This window comes from Maribacter sp. C-4077 (assembly GCF_055378385.1).
The window spans coordinates 3,440,637-3,459,850 of record NZ_AP038807.1 but is presented as its reverse complement, the minus strand read 5'-3'; the positions used below and the strand labels follow the sequence as shown (position 1 = coordinate 3,459,850).

The 19,214-nt window shown below is 43.7% G+C and carries 17 protein-coding genes; 10 read left to right on the top strand and 7 right to left on the bottom strand.

From position 1 onward, the window contains the following. Window positions 1-22: 22 nt before the first annotated feature. Window positions 23-2,287 carry an aminotransferase class III-fold pyridoxal phosphate-dependent enzyme gene (locus ACZ41C_RS14795; protein ID WP_464562532.1) on the top strand — a complete coding sequence of 755 codons (2,265 nt, stop codon included), beginning with the start codon at window positions 23-25 and terminating at the stop codon, window positions 2,285-2,287. 47 nt (window positions 2,288-2,334) lie between these two features. Then, window positions 2,335-2,697 (top strand): DoxX family protein, encoded by a 363-nt coding sequence (locus ACZ41C_RS14790; RefSeq protein ID WP_138258459.1) that lies wholly within the window; start codon window positions 2,335-2,337, stop codon window positions 2,695-2,697. A 176-nt stretch (window positions 2,698-2,873) separates the two neighbouring features. Here ACZ41C_RS14790 and holA read toward each other — a convergent pair whose 3' ends face one another. Then, window positions 2,874-3,875 carry a DNA polymerase III subunit delta gene (gene holA / locus ACZ41C_RS14785; RefSeq protein ID WP_464562530.1) on the bottom strand — a complete coding sequence of 334 codons (1,002 nt, stop codon included), beginning with the start codon at window positions 3,873-3,875 and terminating at the stop codon, window positions 2,874-2,876. A 26-nt stretch (window positions 3,876-3,901) separates the two neighbouring features. Here holA and ACZ41C_RS14780 point away from each other — a divergent pair, with 26 nt between their 5' ends. The 3 genes from ACZ41C_RS14780 to ACZ41C_RS14770 all read left to right on the top strand — a co-directional run bounded on the left by ACZ41C_RS14780 (window position 3,902) and on the right by ACZ41C_RS14770 (window position 6,316). After that, window positions 3,902-4,348: a type I restriction enzyme HsdR N-terminal domain-containing protein gene (locus tag ACZ41C_RS14780; RefSeq protein ID WP_154919727.1), complete on the top strand. Its 447-nt coding sequence runs from the start codon at window positions 3,902-3,904 to the stop codon at window positions 4,346-4,348. A 12-nt stretch (window positions 4,349-4,360) separates the two neighbouring features. Further along, complete coding sequence (locus tag ACZ41C_RS14775; protein ID WP_138258456.1) at window positions 4,361-5,365, top strand: glycosyltransferase family 2 protein; 1,005 nt, start codon at window positions 4,361-4,363, stop codon at window positions 5,363-5,365. A 93-nt stretch (window positions 5,366-5,458) separates the two neighbouring features. Continuing rightward, window positions 5,459-6,316: an OmpA family protein gene (locus ACZ41C_RS14770; protein ID WP_125223395.1), complete on the top strand. Its 858-nt coding sequence runs from the start codon at window positions 5,459-5,461 to the stop codon at window positions 6,314-6,316. 52 nt (window positions 6,317-6,368) lie between these two features. On the opposite strand, the gene ACZ41C_RS14765 is transcribed toward ACZ41C_RS14770, so the two are convergent. The 4 genes from ACZ41C_RS14765 to ACZ41C_RS14750 all read right to left on the bottom strand — a co-directional run bounded on the left by ACZ41C_RS14765 (window position 6,369) and on the right by ACZ41C_RS14750 (window position 10,757). Next, window positions 6,369-6,560: a hypothetical protein gene (locus ACZ41C_RS14765; RefSeq protein WP_464562527.1), complete on the bottom strand. Its 192-nt coding sequence runs from the start codon at window positions 6,558-6,560 to the stop codon at window positions 6,369-6,371. Between the two features lie 218 nt (window positions 6,561-6,778). After that, complete coding sequence (locus ACZ41C_RS14760) at window positions 6,779-7,399, bottom strand: L-threonylcarbamoyladenylate synthase (protein WP_138258454.1); 621 nt, start codon at window positions 7,397-7,399, stop codon at window positions 6,779-6,781. 105 nt (window positions 7,400-7,504) lie between these two features. Further along, entirely contained in the window at window positions 7,505-8,389 is an 885-nt protein-coding gene (locus ACZ41C_RS14755) for a glycoside hydrolase family 16 protein (protein WP_464562525.1), read from the bottom strand. 43 nt (window positions 8,390-8,432) lie between these two features. Next, a complete protein-coding gene (locus ACZ41C_RS14750) occupies window positions 8,433-10,757 on the bottom strand; it encodes an ATP-dependent helicase (RefSeq protein ID WP_464562523.1) in 2,325 nt (774 codons plus the stop codon). A 127-nt stretch (window positions 10,758-10,884) separates the two neighbouring features. Here ACZ41C_RS14750 and ACZ41C_RS14745 point away from each other — a divergent pair, with 127 nt between their 5' ends. From ACZ41C_RS14745 to ACZ41C_RS14725, 5 genes are all read left to right on the top strand, one after another. Further along, window positions 10,885-11,439, top strand: a complete 555-nt coding sequence (locus tag ACZ41C_RS14745) for a DsrE family protein (RefSeq protein WP_464562521.1) — start codon at window positions 10,885-10,887, stop codon at window positions 11,437-11,439. Window positions 11,440-11,674: 235 nt separating this feature from the next. Further along, a complete protein-coding gene (locus ACZ41C_RS14740; RefSeq protein ID WP_464562519.1) occupies window positions 11,675-12,982 on the top strand; it encodes an amidohydrolase in 1,308 nt (435 codons plus the stop codon). Window positions 12,983-12,989: 7 nt separating this feature from the next. Further along, window positions 12,990-14,543, top strand: a complete 1,554-nt coding sequence (locus ACZ41C_RS14735; RefSeq protein WP_464562517.1) for an FMN-binding glutamate synthase family protein — start codon at window positions 12,990-12,992, stop codon at window positions 14,541-14,543. Window positions 14,544-14,652: 109 nt separating this feature from the next. Continuing rightward, window positions 14,653-15,426, top strand: coding sequence for a hypothetical protein (locus ACZ41C_RS14730; RefSeq protein ID WP_464562515.1), 774 nt, complete (start codon window positions 14,653-14,655; stop codon window positions 15,424-15,426). Between the two features lie 93 nt (window positions 15,427-15,519). Then, window positions 15,520-16,038 carry a DUF7935 family protein gene (locus ACZ41C_RS14725; RefSeq protein ID WP_138258448.1) on the top strand — a complete coding sequence of 173 codons (519 nt, stop codon included), beginning with the start codon at window positions 15,520-15,522 and terminating at the stop codon, window positions 16,036-16,038. 143 nt (window positions 16,039-16,181) lie between these two features. Here the strand turns inward: ACZ41C_RS14725 and ACZ41C_RS14720 are convergent, their stop codons facing one another. Then, a complete protein-coding gene (locus ACZ41C_RS14720) occupies window positions 16,182-17,096 on the bottom strand; it encodes a patatin-like phospholipase family protein (protein ID WP_464562513.1) in 915 nt (304 codons plus the stop codon). Then, entirely contained in the window at window positions 17,093-19,192 is a 2,100-nt protein-coding gene (locus tag ACZ41C_RS14715) for a M1 family metallopeptidase (protein ID WP_464562511.1), read from the bottom strand. Before ACZ41C_RS14715 ends, ACZ41C_RS14720 begins: the two co-directional genes overlap by 4 nt. Between the last annotated feature and the right edge of the window lie 22 nt (window positions 19,193-19,214).

The window sequence follows — 19,214 nt, the reverse complement described above, 5'->3', positions numbered from 1 at the left end:
AGGACATTCCAAAATTCTCACGATGGAAGAGCATCAAAAACCGATTGTACAGGTACTTCAAAAACATTTTGACATTTCAAATCCCACAATATCGGGGATGGAGGGGTATGAAAGCAAGAATTATAAAATTGAATGTACGGACCAATGCTACGTGCTTAAAATTTATGATGCATCGGTAGCTAACAAAGCGAGCATCGATGGGGAAACACACATCCTTACGAAGCTTCAAAATTTAAAAGGCTATAATTTTCCAGTCCCGATAAAATCCAATAGCGGCGCAAACTGGATTGAGGAAAGTGATACATTATACCGATTACTTTCTTTCGTAACCGGAACGTTTCTCGGCAACATTCCCCGAAACAAATCCATGGCCCATGAACTGGGTGCATTTTTGGCCCAAATGGATACCATGACCATTGAAATGTACGATGCTCCCACCATGGCAAAACAACCACCTTGGGACCTACGCCATTTTTATAAAAACGAACCCCTCATAAAATACATTCCAAACCCGAAGCATCGGAGTTTGGTTACGTATTTCTATTTGCAGTTCAAGGAAATGGTGCTTCCGCATCAGGAGGAACTGCGAATGGGCATCGTTCATAACGATGCGAACGAATGGAACGTGCTTACCTGTAACAATTCCATATCGGGCATTATAGATTTTGGGGATATGTGCCACACCTGGACCATAAATAATCTTGCCGTGGCCATTACGTATTACATGATGGGTCAGGAAAACCCCTTGGAATATGCCGTGGAGCTTATCGAGGGATACCACGCCTTAAGACCTTTGGATGTCCTGGAACTGGACGTGCTCTATTATTTGATTGCGGCACGTTTGTGTACGAGTGTCTGTAATTCGGCATACGCCAAAAAACAAAATCCGGATTCCGAATACATCACCATCAGCGAGGAATCGGCCTGGAACTTAGTACATGTTTGGCTCACTATCAACCCAATAGCGGCACAAAACACCTTTAGAAAGGCCGCAGGTTATCCGCCTTTGCAAACGAATGCCCTGGAAAAACAACTGGAACTCAGGAAACAGTTTATAAGCAACTCCCTATCGTTGAGCTATACAGCACCTATTCACATGGTCCGCTCTGCCTTCCAATATATGTACGATGCAAAGGGCAATACCATTTTGGATGCCTATAACAACATCATGTTGGTGGGGCATTGCCATCCCAAGGTGGTTCAGGCAGCACAACGGACTTTTGCCCGACTCAATACCAACACCCGCTATGTGTATGACGAGCTACAGTCCTATAGTGAGAAACTGTTGTCCAAATTTCCCGACTCCCTGAACAAGGTGTTTTTTGTCAATTCTGGCAGTGCCGCCAGCGACCTGGCCATCCGCTTGGCACAGACCCACACCAAAAAAAGGAAGGTCATGGTCATGGAACATGGATACCATGGCAATACCCGTTTGGGCATCGATATCAGTCATTACAAGTACGGGCACAAGGGTGGACCTGGAAAAAGGGACTATATCCTTGAGGCATCCATACCCAAGATTTTCGGTGCTGGATTCGGCAGCGAAGCGGAAGCCACTAAATTTTATGTAGAGAAAACACATAAAGAAATTCAAAATCACGAATTGGAAATCAGTGCCTTCATTGCGGAACCCATTATTGGGTGTGGTGGTCAAGTACCTTTGCCAAAAGATTACTTAAAAAACATCTATCCGAAAATCCGTGCCCAGGGAGGGGTATGCATCAGCGATGAGGTACAAGTGGGCTTTGGTAGGTTGGGAAAGTATTTCTGGGGATACGAAATGTACGATGTGGTTCCGGATATTGTCATCATTGGTAAACCTATGGGCAACGGGCATCCCATGGGCGCCGTGATTACAACAACCGAAATTGCCCAAAGTTTTGAAAACGGGCTGGAATTTTTTAGTTCCTTTGGTGGCAACCCCGTTTCCTGTGCAATTGGCGAAGCGGTTTTGGATGTTATCCATGAAGAACATTTGGATACCGAAGCCCAAAATACAGGATCGTATCTAAAAGGCCGTTTGAAGGAATTGGGGAAACAATACCCAGAAATAGCCGATGTGCGCGGAGAGGGACTTTTTCTTGGTGTGGAAATTATGGACGAAAAATTTCAACCTGATACGATGTTTGCACAATACTTAAAAAATGGCTTGCGCATGGAAAGCATCCTCATTGGAACGGACGGACCGGCGGACAATGTACTAAAAATAAAGCCCCCGCTTTACTTCAACAAGGAAAATTGCGATATGCTCCTAAGCCAAATTGAAAAGCTTTTGCAGAAGAAATAAATTATATACTTTTATACAAACCAATTAACTAACAAAATTATTCCCCCATGAAAGATATAGGTCTTGCATTTTTTAGAATTGCTGTTTCTGCCATGATGCTTACCCATGGCCTTCCCAAATTTCAAAAACTGATTGCAGGTGACTTTGAGTTCGGAGACCCCATTGGTATCGGGGCCGCGCCATCCCTTTTTCTAGCGGTCATCGGGGAGTTCATATGCCCTATTTTGATTATTATCGGTTTTAAGACCCGCTTTGCGGCGATTCCCGCTGCCATTACCATGGCCGTTGCAGGATTTATAGCCCATGCTGCCGACCCCTTCGGCACTAAGGAAAAAGCCTTGTTGTTCCTTGTCGCCTTTATTACCATCGCCTTATTGGGTCCCGGAAAATTCAGTATCGACAAAAAATAAGGAAACTACGATCGGGTAAAAACAGATGGGTTTGAAAACGGCTAAATGTAACTAAAGCCTTATCGAATAGGATTTGGCCAAACGCCTTGCGCATTGCGCCATCCGCATTTAAGAGTTAGGGGTATAGCGTTCTGCAAATTGCACAGAAGTCTTCTTAAAAGGTATTTTCCATAAAATTAAAGAATCCTATACAAGAGTTCCTTTAATAAATCCGACTGGTCCATACTGGAGGCATTCACCCCCTTCCCCTTAAGGTCGAGTTCCCTAAGATTGGCAATGATCTGACTTACCCGTTTCATGGGAAAGTTTCTGGCGGCCGTCTGATATTCACCTACAAAATAAGGGTTGATTTTAAGCACACTGGCCACATTTTTAGGTGAGTGGTCGTTGAGTCCGTGGTACTGCAACAATTGCGTAAAGAAACTGTGCAATAAGGTAATGGTGAGCACAAAGGGATTGTCCTTCGGGTTTTGGGCAAAGTAGTTGACTATTTTGGTAGCCTTTAAAATATTCCGTTCGCCAATGGCCTTCTTCAGCTCAAAATTGTTGTAATCCTTGCTGATGCCAATATGCTGTTCTATATCCTCTGGGGTAATTTCCTTTTTTTGGGGAATGGCCAATTTTAGCTTCTCCAGTTCATTGTTGATCCTTCCCAAATCCGTACCCAGGTACTCCACCAACATAATGGCCGCTTTGTGGGAAATGGCGTAGCCACTGGAAACCAAGGTCCTTCGCAACCATTCCGAAACCTGGTTCTCGTACAGCTTGTTACTCTCAAAAACGACCCCGTTTTTTTTAATGTGCTTGTAAAGCGTTTTTCGCTTGTCCAACTTCTTGTACTTATAGCAGAAGACAAGGACCGTACTCATTTGCGGATGTTCCGCATAGGAGCTCAAGCTCTCAATGGTCCTGGACAGGTGTTGCGCCTCCTTTACGATGACCACTTGTCTATCGGCCATCATGGGGAATCTCTTGGCATTTCCAATTATATCGTCAATAGTAACATCCTTACCGTACAAAACCATTTGGTTGAAGCCCTTTTCCTCTTCGGTAAGTACGGAATCGGCAATAAAGGATGAAATTTTATCAATGAAATAGGCTTCCTCCCCATGGAGAAAATAAATCGGTTTTATCTTCCCTTCCCTTATTTCATTTACGATTTGTAGTGCTTCATCCATTCGGAAAAAATCATCAAATTTGTACCATGCAGCCCCTTAACTTTCCCAAGTATGACTTTCGATTCAAAAATAGTCAAAATTCGGCCCTTATTTTTGACATCGTTCGCAAAAAGTTCGTAGTACTTACCCCAGAGGAATGGGTGCGGCAGCATGCCCTGATGTTCCTTAGCATCGAAAAAAAGTATCCGCTGAGCCATATCAATGTTGAAAAACAGATCCTATACAACGGGTTACGGAAAAGGTATGATATCGTCGTTTTTAACCCAAACGGTTCCATACATCTCCTGGTGGAATGCAAGGCACCACACATCAACATTTCACAAACCACCTTCGACCAAATTGCCCAATACAATTTTAAACTGAAAGCCAGCTATTTGATGGTTACCAACGGATTGGAACATTACATGTGCCAGATGAATTTCAAAGAGGAAAAATATATTTTTTTAAAGGAGATTCCTGAATTTAGCCGTTAATTTGCACTCGTTTTGAAGCTTGCCATCGTCATACTCAATTGGAACGGAGAGGTTCTCCTGGAACGCTATTTGCCATCGGTAGTGAAATATTCCGAGGGCCTTGCCGATATCTATGTGGCCGATAATGCTTCTACCGATGGTTCCATCGAATTCTTAAAACAGCATTATCCCAATATCAAAATAATCCAAAACAGTTCCAACGACGGATTCGCACAGGGATACAACGATGCCCTCAAACATGTGAAGGCCGACATTTATTGTTTGCTTAATTCTGATGTTGAAGTCTCAAAAAACTGGCTTGCCCCGGTTATCGATTTTTTCACACAGCGTTTGGATGTGGCCATTGTGCAACCAAAAATACTGGACCTCCTGAAAAAAGACCATTTTGAATACGCAGGGGCCGCAGGAGGATTTATCGACCAGTTGGGCTATCCGTTTTGTAGGGGAAGGATATTCCAAAGCCTTGAAAAAGACCAGGGCCAGTATGACGATACGTGCGAAATTTTCTGGGCCACGGGTGCCTGTATGTTCGTACGTTCCTCAGTATTCTGGGAATTGGAAGGCTTTGATGCCGAGTATTTTGCCCATCAGGAAGAAGTGGATTTTTGTTGGAGGGCCAAAAATCTAGGCCATAAGGTATTTTATCTGGGCACAACCAAGGTGTACCATTTAGGAGGATCTACCTTGAGCAATATGAACCCGAGAAAAACCTATCTGAATTTTAGGAATTCACTCTTTTCTATCACCAAGAACCTGCCAAGAAGAAAGGCGTTTTTGATCATTTTAATTCGGTTATTGTTGGACGGTATCGCCGCCCTCCGATTTATTTTTCAATTCAGGTTGAGGCATTGCTTCGCGATATTACGGGCACACGTGAGCTTTTATAGTAAATTTAGGGGGATGTACAAAAAACGTGAGAAAGCTAAATTCATACTAAAATATTATATTGTAAAATCCATTGTATGGTCTTACTTCGTAAATGGAGTAAAGAATTTTAACATTTTAGTAAAAGATTAACGAAGAACCACTATAAACGATTGTCAAAAACCATAATTTTGATTCCGTTTTAGTAAACAAGTAAATAACAAACATTAATATAGTAAAGCAATTATGAAAAAAATCGTTTTAGGCTGTCTTGGAGTAACGCTATTATTATCTTCCTGTGTTTCACAGAAGAAATATGCCGATCTTGAGGCAAAACAAAAAGAGACCCAAGATTTATTGAATTCGGCAACCGTTAAGTTGAATGATTGTTTGGAAGAAAAGGCAACTGCTTCTTCAAGGCTACAGACCTTAGAAGACCAAAACGCCTTCTTAAAAGCCAACAATCAAGAATTAATCAACAACATGGGCAATCTTACTACCTTAACTACAAAAGGAGCTGAGAACCTAGAGAAATCCTTGGAAAGTTTGAAAGAAAAGGATTTGACCATCCGCAAATTGAACGATGCCATTACACGAAGAGACTCCGTGAACCTTTCTTTGGTACAGAGCTTAAAAGGAGTTTTGGGCAACTTGGATGATGAGGATATTGAAATCAGCGTTGAAAAAGGTGTAGTATTCGTTTCTATCTCCGACAAATTGTTGTTCAGCAGCGGAAGCTACAACGTAACCAACAGAGCTAAGGAAGTTCTTGGAAAGGTAGCGAAGGTTGTAAACAATAAGCCAGATTTCGAGTTCATGGTAGAAGGTCATACAGACGATGTGCCCTACAGAAGTGGAGTCCTATTGGATAACTGGGATTTAAGTGTTAAAAGAGCGACTGCAGTTGTTAGAATACTTCAAAATGATTTTGGTGTAGATCCTAAACGTATGACCGCTGCTGGTAGAGCTGAATATGTTCCGGTATCGCAAACCGAAAAATCCAAAAACAGAAGAACCAGAATTGTGGTGCTTCCAAAAATCGATCAGTTCTATAGCATGATCGAAGAGGGAATGAAAGACCCTGCCATCAACGGTGGAAGATAATTTCCTTGAAAAAAATATAGTAGAAAAGCGGCTCTAAATTGAGTCGCTTTTTTTATTCCGATTTTTTCGGTGATTTCAGATAATCGAATAAAACCAAAACGAACAACCCGGTCCAAATCAGGCGATAGACCCAAATATGTACTTCAAAACCAAAAAACTGACCCGTATCCCCCATCCCAAAGAAACTATAGACTACGGTGAGTATAGCAATGGACATTCCAATAATCAGTATTGTTTTTCTCATTTGTCTAATTTTATATAGCTTTTGAATAAAAACCCATCTTTCATTTTAGAACAACGAATGTCTTCAAAAAGTTTGTAGATCAAAACAAGATAATTGGAATGGAGAAGTAGAATCTTTATTTGGCTTGTTCTCGATATGATTTTTCGTACCTCAAAATCACTCGAACTGACAACGTATTGAGATTACCAATTCCCGATTAAATTTGTACAAATTATACCCTAAATAATATCAATATCCCCCTTTCCTTCCCTGATGACCTCTGGAAAACCTGTGGACAAATCGATAATGGTTGAAGCTACATTGCCCCCATACCCCCCATCGATCACAACATCCACCAAATTATCCCACTTTTCATAGATCAGTTCTGGATCCGTAGTGTATTCCAAAACATCATCATCATCCCGAATGGATGTTGAAACAATGGGATTTCCCAAACCTTGTACCAAGGCCCTGGCAATGTTATTGTCCGGCACACGTATTCCCACGGTCTTCTTCTTTTTAAAGTCTTTGGGCAAGTTGTTGTTCCCCGGCAAAATAAAGGTGTAGGGTCCGGGTAAGGCCCGTTTCAAAATCTTAAAAGTGGCCGTATCTATTTGCCGGGCATAATCGGAAAGATTGCTTAAATCGGCACAAATAAAGGACCAGTTGGCCTTTGCCAATTTTATTCCCTTGATGCGGGCTATTTTCTCCAAGGCCCTGGAATTGGTAATATCACATCCCAGCCCGTAGACCGTATCTGTAGGGTAAATAACAAGCCCTCCCTTTCTCAAGACCTGCACCACCTTGGCAATCTCCTTGGGATTGGGGTTTTCCTCATATATTCTGATAAGTTCGGCCATACGCTTTATTGGCACCGCCAAAGGGTTTAATACCCCGAGGCTTGCCTCGAAATTAAAAGTTCGTTTCTATAGAATGCCCCGTGGGCTTGCCCCGAGGTAGTTTTTTTACTTCTGATATACCCTTACATAATCCACTTCCATGACAGCTGGGAAAAGACTTTCGTCCACACCTTCAAGACCGCCCCAATTTCCTCCAACGGCAATATTCATCAAAAAATAAAAAGGTTTGGAAAAAGGCCAGTTTTCGGCACTCGGGACTGTGGGCCTCAAAAAATTGAGTTGCACATTATCTTCTTTGTCAATGTAAAATTTGATGTATCTATCGGTCCAAAGCACCCCATAGATATGAAATTCTTCCTCTATGGTTTCCAGTGGTACCGGCCCAGACGTTATTTGGGTCCCCTTTACGTGGTTGTTGGCCGTACTGTGCAGTGAAAAATGAACCTCGTTTGGACTGTAGCTAACATATTCCATAATATCGATTTCGCCACAAGCAGGCCATCCCGCGGTACTGATGTCGTTCCCCAACATCCACAGTGCGGGCCAAATTCCCTTTCCCTTATAATCAGGGATTTTGGCCCGAATCTCCAATTTACCATACTTGAATTCCTTCTTGCTGTTCAACCTGGCCGAAGTAAAATTGCTCCCGCCCAAGGATTCCTTTTTCGCGATGATCTTCAGCGTACCATCGCTAACTTCCACATTGCCTTCATCGAGATAATTCTGAAGTTCATTATTACCCCAACCGTGATTTCCAGTCTCAAGTTTCCAATTTTCCTGGGAAAGCTCCGTTCCGTCAAACTCATCGCTCCAGACCAATTCGGCATCGTCCCAATAATTTGAAGCAAAAACATCTTCTATATCTTCAGGAGGTAGATTAGTTTCTTCTAAATTTCGATTTATTGGTTCATCAGAATCTGAAGAACCTTGGCAGGAAGCCATAAAAAAGGAAAATGCTATGAATGCTACAGATAAAGTATGTTTAATCATTTGAAAAAAAATTAATCCAATTTAGTGATTAAGTCATAAAACGTTACAATACTTCCAATTTTGCGAACCGTAGCAACAATTTTTTTACATCGCCATGATCGAACTTTATCTCCGCCTTGCGGTCATTCCCCACACCTTCTATCTTAAGGACCTTGCCCCTGCCAAACCTGGAATGGTTCACCAAGGAACCTATGGCCAAATTGGGGTCGATCGTAGTGGTGTTACCCAACGGCTGTGAAAGCTCCGGTTTTATTTTTCGCAGTTTTTGAAGTTGGGTCATATTCGGTCTGTCGATACTTGGGGGGGTTCCGTTTATAGGTTTCGTTTGACGTAACTTGCTTTTGTCCACTTCGCCAAAGATATTGGCATCGATCATGGATTTGTACCGATAGCCACCATCCAAGGGCGTTAAATTTTCGACATATTTTTCATCAATTTCCTCCAAAAACCGACTCGGTTCCGCATCGATGAGTTTTCCCCATCGGTATCTATTCTGGGTATAGGTCAAATAGGCCTGTTTTTCTGCGCGGGTCAAGGCTACATAAAAAAGCCTTCGCTCCTCCTCCAATTCGCTCCTCGTGTTCATGCTCATCCCGGAAGGAAACAAATCCTCCTCCATCCCAACGATATATACATAAGGGAACTCCAAGCCTTTGGCCAGGTGAATGGTCATAAGGGCAACACGGTCGTCATCGCCCGTATCGTTATCCAAATCCGTCGCCAAGGCCACGTCCTCTAAAAATTCGCTCAGCCCTCCGGTAGCATCCGCAATTTCCTTTTGCCCTTCCACAAAGTCCTTGATACCGTTGAGCAACTCCTCTATATTTTCCATACGGGCAATACCTTCTGGGGTACCGTCCTTTTTAAATTCCAACAAAAGTCCGGTCTTCTTGGCTACATGCTCAGCCAAGGTAAAGGCATCGGTCCCCTCGTTCATGATTTGAAAGCTTTTGACCATGGTAACAAAATCCTCCAATTTCCTTTTAGTACCAGAATTTATTTTCAAGTCTATTTTGGAAATGTTCTCCATGACCTCGAACATGGAACGCCCGTAATGATTTGCGGCAACCACCAACTTATCAATAGTTGTTTGTCCTATGCCACGCGCCGGAAAATTGATGACCCGTTTTAAGGCTTCCTCGTCCTTTTGGTTGATGACCAACCTGAGATAGGACAAAACGTCCTTGATTTCCTTTCGTTGATAAAAAGAGAGTCCGCCGTAGATCCTGTAGGGAATGTCCCTTTTGCGCAACGCATCCTCAATGGCCCTGGATTGGGAGTTGGTGCGGTACAGAACCGCAAACTCGCCGTTCCCCATATGGTGCTGCATTTTATTATCCCAAATGGAATTGGCCACAAACCGGCCTTCCTCGGCATCGGTAGTACTTCTATGGATTTTGATGGCCGCCCCGTCATCATTGGCCGTCCAGACGTTCTTCTCCAACTGGTTTTTGTTCTTGGCGATGATGGAATTGGCAGCGTTCACGATGTTTTTGGTAGACCGATAATTCTGCTCCAACCGGTACATGCCCACATTGTCATAATCCCGCTGAAAATTTAGGATATTGCTGATGTTGGCACCCCTAAAGGAATAAATACTTTGGGCATCGTCTCCCACCACGCAGATATTCTGGAAGCGATCTGCCAATGCCCGCACAATCAAATATTGTGAATGGTTCGTATCCTGATACTCATCTACCAATATATACCGGAAGCGGTCTTGATATTTTAGGAGTACATCCGGAAAACGGGTCAGCAATTCGTTGGTCCTTAAAAGCAGGTCGTCAAAATCCATCGCCCCGGCCTTAAAACATCGGTCTACATAATTCTGGTAAATATCCCCGATCCTGGGCCGTTTGGCCATGGCATCGGCTTCCATTAGTTCGGGATTATTAAAATAGGCCTTAACCGTAATAAGGCTATTTTTGAAGGAGGAGATTCGGTTTTGAACCTGTTTGTACTTATAGATGTCCTTATCAAGTCCCATTTCCTTGATGATGGAGGCGATGAGGCGTTGAGAATCCTGGGTATCGTAAATCGTGAAATTACTGGGAAACCCGAGTTTGTCCCCGTCGTACCGCAATAATTTGGCAAACACGGAATGAAAGGTACCCATCCAAAGGTTTTTGGTCTCCGATACCCCAACGATGTCGGAAATCCGCTTTTTCATTTCGCGTGCCGCCTTATTGGTAAAGGTCAACGCCAGGATATTAAAGGCATCCACCCCCTGTTCCATCAAGTAGGCTATACGGTAGGTAAGCACTCGCGTCTTTCCGGAACCGGCACCGGCAATCACCATTAGAGGCCCATCCTTGTGCAAAACAGGGGCTTTTTGGGCATCATTCAATTCATCTATAAAAGAACTCAAGGTCGAACTATTTTTAAAGTGTGAATTTAGCCATTATTGAACGATACCGGAAATGTTGTTTTTTAGATTTATAAACAATGTGTCAAGGCATTTGTTCCTTTTTAAATATATTTAGCAAAACAAACTTATGGCCACGCAGTATTTTCAAAAAATAAGGGTTCTATGCTTTCCAACCTTCCTCTCATTATTCCTTGGAATTGCCCAAGACAAGAATAGTGGTCCCATCATAGCCGACTATGGCCAGGTATGGAAAATAGAGCATCAGGAATATAGCTTAGATACAACTAAAACCTTCAAGGCTGTGTTCGATATCATGACCTCGCCCGATGATTTGAACCAAGTAAACCCCTCCCTAGAGACCGCCGCCCGATTCTTGAACATGCACGGGCAAAACGGAATTCCCTTGGAGCAATTGAAGGTGGCCTTGGTCGTTCACAACAAGGCTTCCAAGGATGTCATCACCTCCAAAGCCTATCAAAAGAAATACGGTACCGAGAATCCCAATGAAGCCTTACTGAAGGCTCTTATGGCAGCCAATGCGGAAATAATTTTTTGCGGGCAATCCTCCGTTTCCCGAGGTTTTCCAAAAGAGGATTTGATAGACGGCATACAGTTGTCCCTCAGCGCCATGACCGCATTGATCCAATTGCAGGACGATAATTATAGACTGATAAAATTTTAGATAAACACCATGATTCGAGCATTCACATCCTTGCAAAGCGAAATCGAAACATAACCGATATACAAACTCTAAATATGTTAAAATGAAATGAGCCATAAAAAGTCTTGAAAACTACTGAGATGTCCCGATAGCTATCGGGATGGCGAAATCAAAGATTCATGAACACCTATGATAAAGAAACTGAAATCATGTGAATAATTGCAACTGACCTATGGAAAACAATAAAAATAAACAGATGAAAAAACTAGGATTATTTACCCTGTTATGTTGCGGAATGACGGTTTTCGCGCAAAAATCGATGGAAAAGGATTTTAGTGCCATTGAGGACAAGGTAATCGAATGGAGAAGGTATTTCCACGAACACCCGGAACTTTCCAACAGGGAATTCAAAACCGCCGAAAAAATAGCCGATCATTTAAAAAGTTTGGGAATCGAAGTACAGACGGGTGTGGCGCACACCGGTGTAGTGGGTGTTTTAAAGGGTAACAAACCGGGCAAAGTGGTCGCCCTCCGTGCGGATATGGATGCCCTGCCCGTAACAGAGCGTAACGACCTTCCCTTTAAGAGCAATGTAACATCTGAATATCTGGGAAGCGAAGTGGGCGTGATGCATGCTTGCGGACACGATACGCATATTGCCATTCTTATGGGCGTGGCCGAAGTGCTGTCCAAGAACAAGGATAAAATCAAGGGTACCGTCAAATTCATTTTTCAACCTGCGGAAGAGGGAGCGCCTCCGGGAGAGGAAGGCGGTGCCGCTTTGATGATCAAGGAAGGTGTTTTACAAAATCCCGATGTGGATGCCATTTTTGGCCTACATATCAATTCGCAAACGCCCGTAGGCATGATCCGATATAAATCCGGGGGCACCATGGCAGCCGCACAGCGATTTGTCATCAATGTAAAAGGAAAGCAAAGCCACGGCTCACAACCCTGGTCCGGAGTAGACCCCATCTTGATCAGTGCGAAGATTATCGATGGTTTGCAAACAATCATTAGTCGGGAAATGAACCTTACGAACGAAGCGGCCGTGATTACGGTGGGTAAAATCACATCCGGAGTCAGGAACAACATCATTCCTGAAAGCGCGGAAATCGTAGGAACCATACGAACCTTGGATTATGACATGCAAGAACAGTTGAACCGAAGGATGAAGGAAATGGTCAGTTCCATCGCGGAGGCTTACAGAGGCGAGGCTACTACCGAAATTGCTTCGGGAACGGCAATTACCTATAACAATCCAGAATTGGTTTCCCAAATGATCCCCACTATGGAAGCGGTTGCCGGGAAGGAGAACGTGGTGGTTGCCAAAGCCGTTACAGGTGCGGAGGACTTTTCCTTCTATCAGGAAAAAGTGCCCGGCTTCTTTTTCTTTTTGGGTGGTATGACCCCGGGAACAACGGAGTCCTATCCGCATCACACCCCTGATTTCAGGATCGATGATAGCGGACTGTTGTTGGGCGTAAAAACCTTAACCGCCATGAGTCTGGACTATTTGAACAGCGACAAGACGCCCCGATTGGAAAACCAACCTAAAGGATAAACTAGTAATGGCGTATCAAATTGTTTTACTTGCCATTTTACCGTGGTGGGCGTGGATGCTTATCGCACTGGTTCTCGTCGCAATTTGGGATATTTTCATTCAGAAAAAACATACCATAAAACATAATTATCCCATTGTTGGGCATCTTAGGTATTGGTTGGAGAGCATCGGCCCTGAAATGCGCCAATATTTTGTGGCCAATAATCGCGAGGAACTCCCCTTCAACAGGATCGAACGGGGCTGGATTTATGCATCGGCCAAAAAAGAAAATAATTATGAAGGTTTTGGAACCGATAGGGATATTTATGCGCATCAGCATGTATTCATAAAGAACAGTATGATGGCCTATAAAATTCCCCAAGGCCACCCGAATGAGCTGGACCCGTCGTTCGTACCTTGTGCCAAGGTCATGGGTGCTTTTAACAATCGCAGAAAACCCTACCGTCCGGCCAGTATTGTGAACGTTTCCGCCATGAGTTTTGGTTCCCTGTCCGCAGCGGCGGTCGAGGCAATGAACATCGGAGTCAAAAAAAGTGGTGCCTACCACAATACGGGCGAAGGCGGACTTTCACCCTATCACAAACAGGGGGGCGATGTGATTTTCCATTTTGGAACGGGCTATTTTGGGGTACGCACGCCGGATGGAAACTTCTCCATGGAAAAAATGAGGAAATTGGTCGATGAGAATCCATGCATCAAGGCGATAGAGATCAAACTTTCCCAAGGGGCCAAACCGGGCAAGGGCGGTGTGTTGCCAGGGGCCAAGATAACCCATGAGCTGGCCGAAATCAGGGGCGTTGAAGTTGGAAAGGACGTGCTTTCCCCAGCAACCCACAAGGCGTTCTCTACCGTACCGGAACTCATGGCCCTCATTGAGCAGATCGCCGATGAAACGGGACTGCCCGTGGGCATAAAAGGTGCCATTGGAAAACTGGACCAGTGGGAGGAACTCGCCAATTTGATGCTAAAAACAGGAAAGGGACCTGACTTTATAACCGTAGACGGTGGTGAAGGTGGCACGGGAGCGGCACCGCCCTCGTTCGCCGATCATGTTTCCCTGCCTTGGGTATATGGCTTTTCAAGTGTTTACAGGGTGTTTTTGGAACGGCAATTGACCGATCGCATTGTCTTTATTGGAAGCGGAAAACTGGGTTTTCCCGCCAAAGCGGCCATGGCCTTTGCCATGGGAGCGGATTGCATCAACGTGGCGCGTGAGGCCATGATGAGCATTGGTTGCATCCAGGCCCAGGTGTGCCATACGAATCGATGTCCCACCGGAATAGCCACCCAAAACAAATGGCTTCAAAATGGCATCAATGTACCCTTGAAGTCGGACCGATTGGCACAATATTTCAAAACCTTCCGGAAGGAATTTTTGGAGATTACCCACGCCTCTGGATACGAACATCCTTGCCAATTTACCATGGACGATGTGCAGGTAAACCTGGACGATAATGAACTGAACAAGAGTCTTGCCTATGCCTATGGCTATAATAAGGCCAAAGTAGCCTTCAAGGGTGTTCAGGAATTGAAAGACTGTTCGTATCTTGGCGGCAAATAAACCACCTCTGGGAAAACCCACGAGGCATTGGTAGGAAACGAAACTATTATTATCAGGCAAGCCTTGGTCTATTAAACCCTTTGGCGGTGCCAATAAAATGCTGTTAAACATGAAGAAAATTTTACCCCTAGTCATAGTTGTTGCCTTAAGTACTTTTGGAACTGCGCAGGCGCAGAAGAAAAGTGAACTCATTGAACAGAATCAGGATTTAAAATACCGTCTGGATTCCATTTCGCGTTTGGTTTCAACGGCGCAGTCAAAACAAAAAATAAGCGAGATTAAAGCGGAGGAACTACAGGCCCAGGTAACGGAATTGCAGGAAACCAACGCTACCTTGCTTCAAAACCTGAACAGTTTTGCCGCCCTTTCCAGCCAAAACTCGGAAAATATAAACAAGACCTTGGCCACTTTGGAACGTAAGGAGGCCCAATTAAAGGGAATTGTGGACGGTGTGGCGAGCAACGATTCCACGGCCATCGTGATTTTAACGAACGCCAAACAGACCTTGGGCGAAAACGCCAAGGTACAGGTGAACAATGGTTCCGTAATTATCTCGGAGAAATTGGATTTTTACTTCGCCGATGGTTTAGGCGCCAAGGTGCAGGAATCGGCCAAACCCTGGTTGGAAAAGATTGCGAAGATCATTGCCGCCAATCCAAAATCGGCCGTGACCGTTTCCGGATTGAGTATGACCGGAGAACTCGACATTGCCCTGCAACAGGCAGCTTCCGTGGCACAGATTCTCATTAAGGATTACGGTGTTGATGGAGGCAGGATGAACGTAAAAGGTATGGATGGTGGACTACGGGAATCTTTGCAGATAGAAATACATCCAGATTACAAATCCTTCTATGCGACCGCTAAGGACGATGTAAAAAACTAAAATTGCATTTCATCGATCAAGTCATATACTAATTGACAAAACTGGCCGTTTAAGAGTCAAGAAACGTGAACTAACCAGTTTAAAATTATACGAATGACTTCAGATCAGATTTTTCAACTTTTTGCTTATTTATTGCCTTCCATAGTAACAGGTGCCATAGCATTTTACTTTTTTAGAATGCACACCAACAATGAAGAAGGTAGGAGACGTTTTTTATTGCATAAGGATTCCCAAAAGGACACGCTCCCCGTGCGATTACAGGCGTATGAACGTATGGCCCTATTTTTGGAAAGAATCGCCATTCCAAGTTTAGTGGTGCGTGTTGCTCCTAAAAGTCAGGATAAGGATGCCTACGAAAACCTGTTGATAAAGAGCATTGAAACCGAATTTGACCATAATCTTTCCCAACAGATTTACATGACCGATGAATGTTGGAACATCATCAAGGCGGCCAAAAATGCTACGGTGCAAATGATACGAAAGGCAGCCATGAGCCAATCTGAAACGGCCGATAAACTACGTGAGGATATATTGAACGACACAATGGAAAAGGCCTCTCCCTCCGCTACCGCTCTATCCTTTGTAAAAAGGGAGATTGGGGAGTTGTGGTAATTGCTATTTGGTTGTTAGTTATTGGTTCTTGGTTGTTCCCTTCGACTACTCATATAGCCAAAGTTTTTAGAAAAATCTACACTTTTCACTTTTCACTCCATACTTGAAACCTAAAACTAACAAGCGTCTAGCGTCTAACTAAACTACTCATTCTCATTCGGCTCGATGGGATTTGTTTCCTCGTTTTTGTTCTTGGCATAGAGGTAGCCCCGTTTCCACCAAAGTGTCATTTTTTTCTTGTCGAAGATCAACGAGTTGGTGGTTAATATGGTAGGTGTGTAATATAGGTTAATAATAGCGTTGTTCTGATTGGCAACGAATTTCCCTATCCGAATATTTTGGGTCTCGATGCGGTCAAAAACAAAGCTCATCATAGAAGTCAATAGTTCGAACGGATTTCTGGAGGGCATTCTATTGAGGTAATTCACCTCAGTATGCAGCACTACCACATCCACTTCGGTGGCGCCCCTTTTAATGGCTTCTTCGATGGGCACGATGCTTCCCAATCCGCCATCGGCATATTCGCAACCTTCCTTACGGACCAAACTCATAAAGGGGGTATAGTTGGCCGAAATCCAAATCCAATCGCAAAAATCCTCGTAGGAACAATCCTTTATGGATTTGTACTCGACTTGGTTCAAGGAAAGGTTACTTACGGTGATGACCACGTCGGACATTCCCTTTTTAAGCTTGTTGAACTCCGTTTTGGTAAGGCTTTTCCCTATGAGTTTTCGAAGGTTCTCACTTTCGCCAAAGGTCTTTTTACCTCGCACAAAATTCCGAACGACGTTCCAATGGTTGATGCCAATTTCATCCGTACCATGCTTTTTTTTGACCACAAACGGACAATTGTTGAAAATACTTTCCTGGGTAACGTTGGAATAAATGCGTTTTATTTTATCCAGTTTGCCTAAGGCCAAATGGGATATCAACAGACTTCCGGTAGAGGTACCCACAAAGATATCATAGGTTTTGCCCGCATCTTGAATCAAAAATTGGGCAACACCGCCTGCAAAGGCGCCTTTACTTCCCCCACCTGAAATGACCAAAGCCTTCATGGTAACTCTATTTTTGTTTTAAGATAACGTAAATCGGCGTCTTTTAGTTTTTGGGCCACCGCTACCAGTCGATTTTTTAGTTCGGCATCCTTCAATAATTCGTCCAACAAATTTCTAATATAGGATCTAAACTGCCAAGAATGATGGTCGGTCGCCAGTATCAAATTCCTTAACGCCGTATCGGTCAGGCCATTGATTTGAAACAAGTATTGGAACGCCCCTTGGCGGACCTCTGGATTGAAGCTTGAATCCGTATAATGAACCAGTTCGTCCAAATACTGTTGTTTTTGAGAAGTATTATACTCCGGAGTCACCAAGGTCAAGGCCAACCACAGCAAGCGGACATTCTTGCTAGGGAGGCCTATAACATGGGAAGTGGTGTCCAAATATGTATCCCTGTCTTCATCAAAATTGTTCCAAAGATGGAACAACATCAATTCTTGTGTGATATAACTGTTGTCCTTTAGCAGCGGTTCCACATACTCTTTTAATTCCTTTGGAAGCTTTTCGATTTTTTTTACACCCTCCTGTCTAATTTCAATGGCGCTATTTCTAAACACCCCAATTAATTGTATTTCAGCAGCTACTGGATACTCCTTAATCAATTGCCTTTTCGCTTCTACAGCAAAATCTTCATTTAACCAACTAAGGTCATTCATATGATTGTTTACAAAATACATACGCATGGAATGATTGTTTTTCATCAAATACTCCTTTGCACGGTCCCATAAAAAGTGAGTATTTGCGAGCCAATCATTTTTAAATAACGTCAAATCCTTGCCACTTTCCACCTCTATTTCCTGTAGAAAATCATGCACAGTCACATTTTTAAAGGCATACTTTTCCAGATAGGAAGCCACCCCCTTTCTAAAGGCATCGTCCCCTACTTCCTCCCGAAGCATCACCAAGGCCCAAGCACCCTTTTCATAAAAGGTGAGACTGCTGGCTTTGGGATCAAGAAGACTTTCCCCTTTGCCCGACTCTGACAATTCTTCCAACTGATGGGCGGTATCAAACAACTTCCAGTAAAAATGGTCGGCACCAAAGAGCTCCTTTTCCGCCAGATAGGCATAATAGGTAGCAAAGCCCTCATGAAGCCAGTGGTGGTTGCCATCCTTCTCGGTGACCAGGTTTCCAAACCATTGGTGGGCCATTTCATGGGCGTTGATGTTCACATAATTCCTATCGATGAATGCCGTGGAATCTATGACATAGGCATCGGAAAAAATTGTGGCGCCCGTATTTTCCATTCCGGCATACAGAAAATCGTGCACCGGTACCTGTTTGTAATTCTGCCAGGGATAGGCTACACCGATTTCTGTTTCGAAAAAATCAAAAATCTCTTTGGTATAGCGATAGGTTGGTTCCACGCGAAGGCTGTCCTCTGGATAGAAATAATTTTCGAGGGCAACCCCACTTTCGGACATCAATTCCTGCTTGTCGTATTCCCCAATGACAAAAGCCAACAAATAACTGCTCATGGGCTTTACCATATCAAATTGCCATTTGGTCACTTCATCCTTAGTTTCCCGCTGTAGCAAAATCCCATTAGCTATAACCTCAAAACCGGTATCCATGGTAATATCCATATCGAACTCCACCTTCTCCTCCATGGCATCAAAACTGGGAAGCCAATGGCTGGTGTACTTTCCCTGGCCTTGGGTCCAGACTTGGCTTCGGCTACGCTCAGCCACCAGATTCATATTATTATTCGAACTGTTATACGATTTTTCATTTTCAAGGTCAATGAAATAAACCGTCTGTTTTGGGCTGCAGGAGTATCGGATCAAAAGTTCGTGAGTAGAACCCTTTTCAAAGGAATGGCCAATAGTCAATTTTCCGTCCGCATAACCTATGCCGATACTCTTTCCATCCAATCGTACTTCGGCAAATTCCATATTCCTGGCATCCAACCAAACGGAATCCACACGTTCCAAGACCTTGAACGTGTAAAGGACCTGCCCGTCAATTCGTTTTTCATTAAGAATTGGACGAATCTCTATGGCAGCATGCAAAAAATCCACCTTTTCCTGATGCTGGGGATAGATGGCGAAACTGCAAAAGATGATTACAAACAAAAACCGATACATATTCATGGCACTTCAATTCTTCTACCAA

Bases quoted from the DNA above. Each gene is read 5' to 3' on its own strand.
- ACZ41C_RS14795 (WP_464562532.1), top strand. From the start codon at position 23: ATGGAAGAGCATCAAAAACCGATTGTACAGGTACTTCAAAAACATTTT.
- ACZ41C_RS14790 (WP_138258459.1), top strand. From the start codon at position 2,335: ATGAAAGATATAGGTCTTGCATTTTTTAGAATTGCTGTTTCTGCCATG.
- holA (WP_464562530.1), bottom strand. From the start codon at position 3,875: ATGGATGAAGCACTACAAATCGTAAATGAAATAAGGGAAGGGAAGATA.
- ACZ41C_RS14780 (WP_154919727.1), top strand. From the start codon at position 3,902: ATGCAGCCCCTTAACTTTCCCAAGTATGACTTTCGATTCAAAAATAGT.
- ACZ41C_RS14770 (WP_125223395.1), top strand. From the start codon at position 5,459: ATGAAAAAAATCGTTTTAGGCTGTCTTGGAGTAACGCTATTATTATCT.
- ACZ41C_RS14765 (WP_464562527.1), bottom strand. From the start codon at position 6,560: ATGAGAAAAACAATACTGATTATTGGAATGTCCATTGCTATACTCACC.
- ACZ41C_RS14760 (WP_138258454.1), bottom strand. From the start codon at position 7,399: ATGGCCGAACTTATCAGAATATATGAGGAAAACCCCAATCCCAAGGAG.
- ACZ41C_RS14755 (WP_464562525.1), bottom strand. From the start codon at position 8,389: ATGATTAAACATACTTTATCTGTAGCATTCATAGCATTTTCCTTTTTT.
- ACZ41C_RS14745 (WP_464562521.1), top strand. From the start codon at position 10,885: ATGGCCACGCAGTATTTTCAAAAAATAAGGGTTCTATGCTTTCCAACC.
- ACZ41C_RS14740 (WP_464562519.1), top strand. From the start codon at position 11,675: ATGAAAAAACTAGGATTATTTACCCTGTTATGTTGCGGAATGACGGTT.
- ACZ41C_RS14735 (WP_464562517.1), top strand. From the start codon at position 12,990: ATGGCGTATCAAATTGTTTTACTTGCCATTTTACCGTGGTGGGCGTGG.
- ACZ41C_RS14730 (WP_464562515.1), top strand. From the start codon at position 14,653: ATGAAGAAAATTTTACCCCTAGTCATAGTTGTTGCCTTAAGTACTTTT.
- ACZ41C_RS14725 (WP_138258448.1), top strand. From the start codon at position 15,520: ATGACTTCAGATCAGATTTTTCAACTTTTTGCTTATTTATTGCCTTCC.
- ACZ41C_RS14720 (WP_464562513.1), bottom strand. From the start codon at position 17,096: ATGAAGGCTTTGGTCATTTCAGGTGGGGGAAGTAAAGGCGCCTTTGCA.
- ACZ41C_RS14715 (WP_464562511.1), bottom strand. From the start codon at position 19,192: ATGAATATGTATCGGTTTTTGTTTGTAATCATCTTTTGCAGTTTCGCC.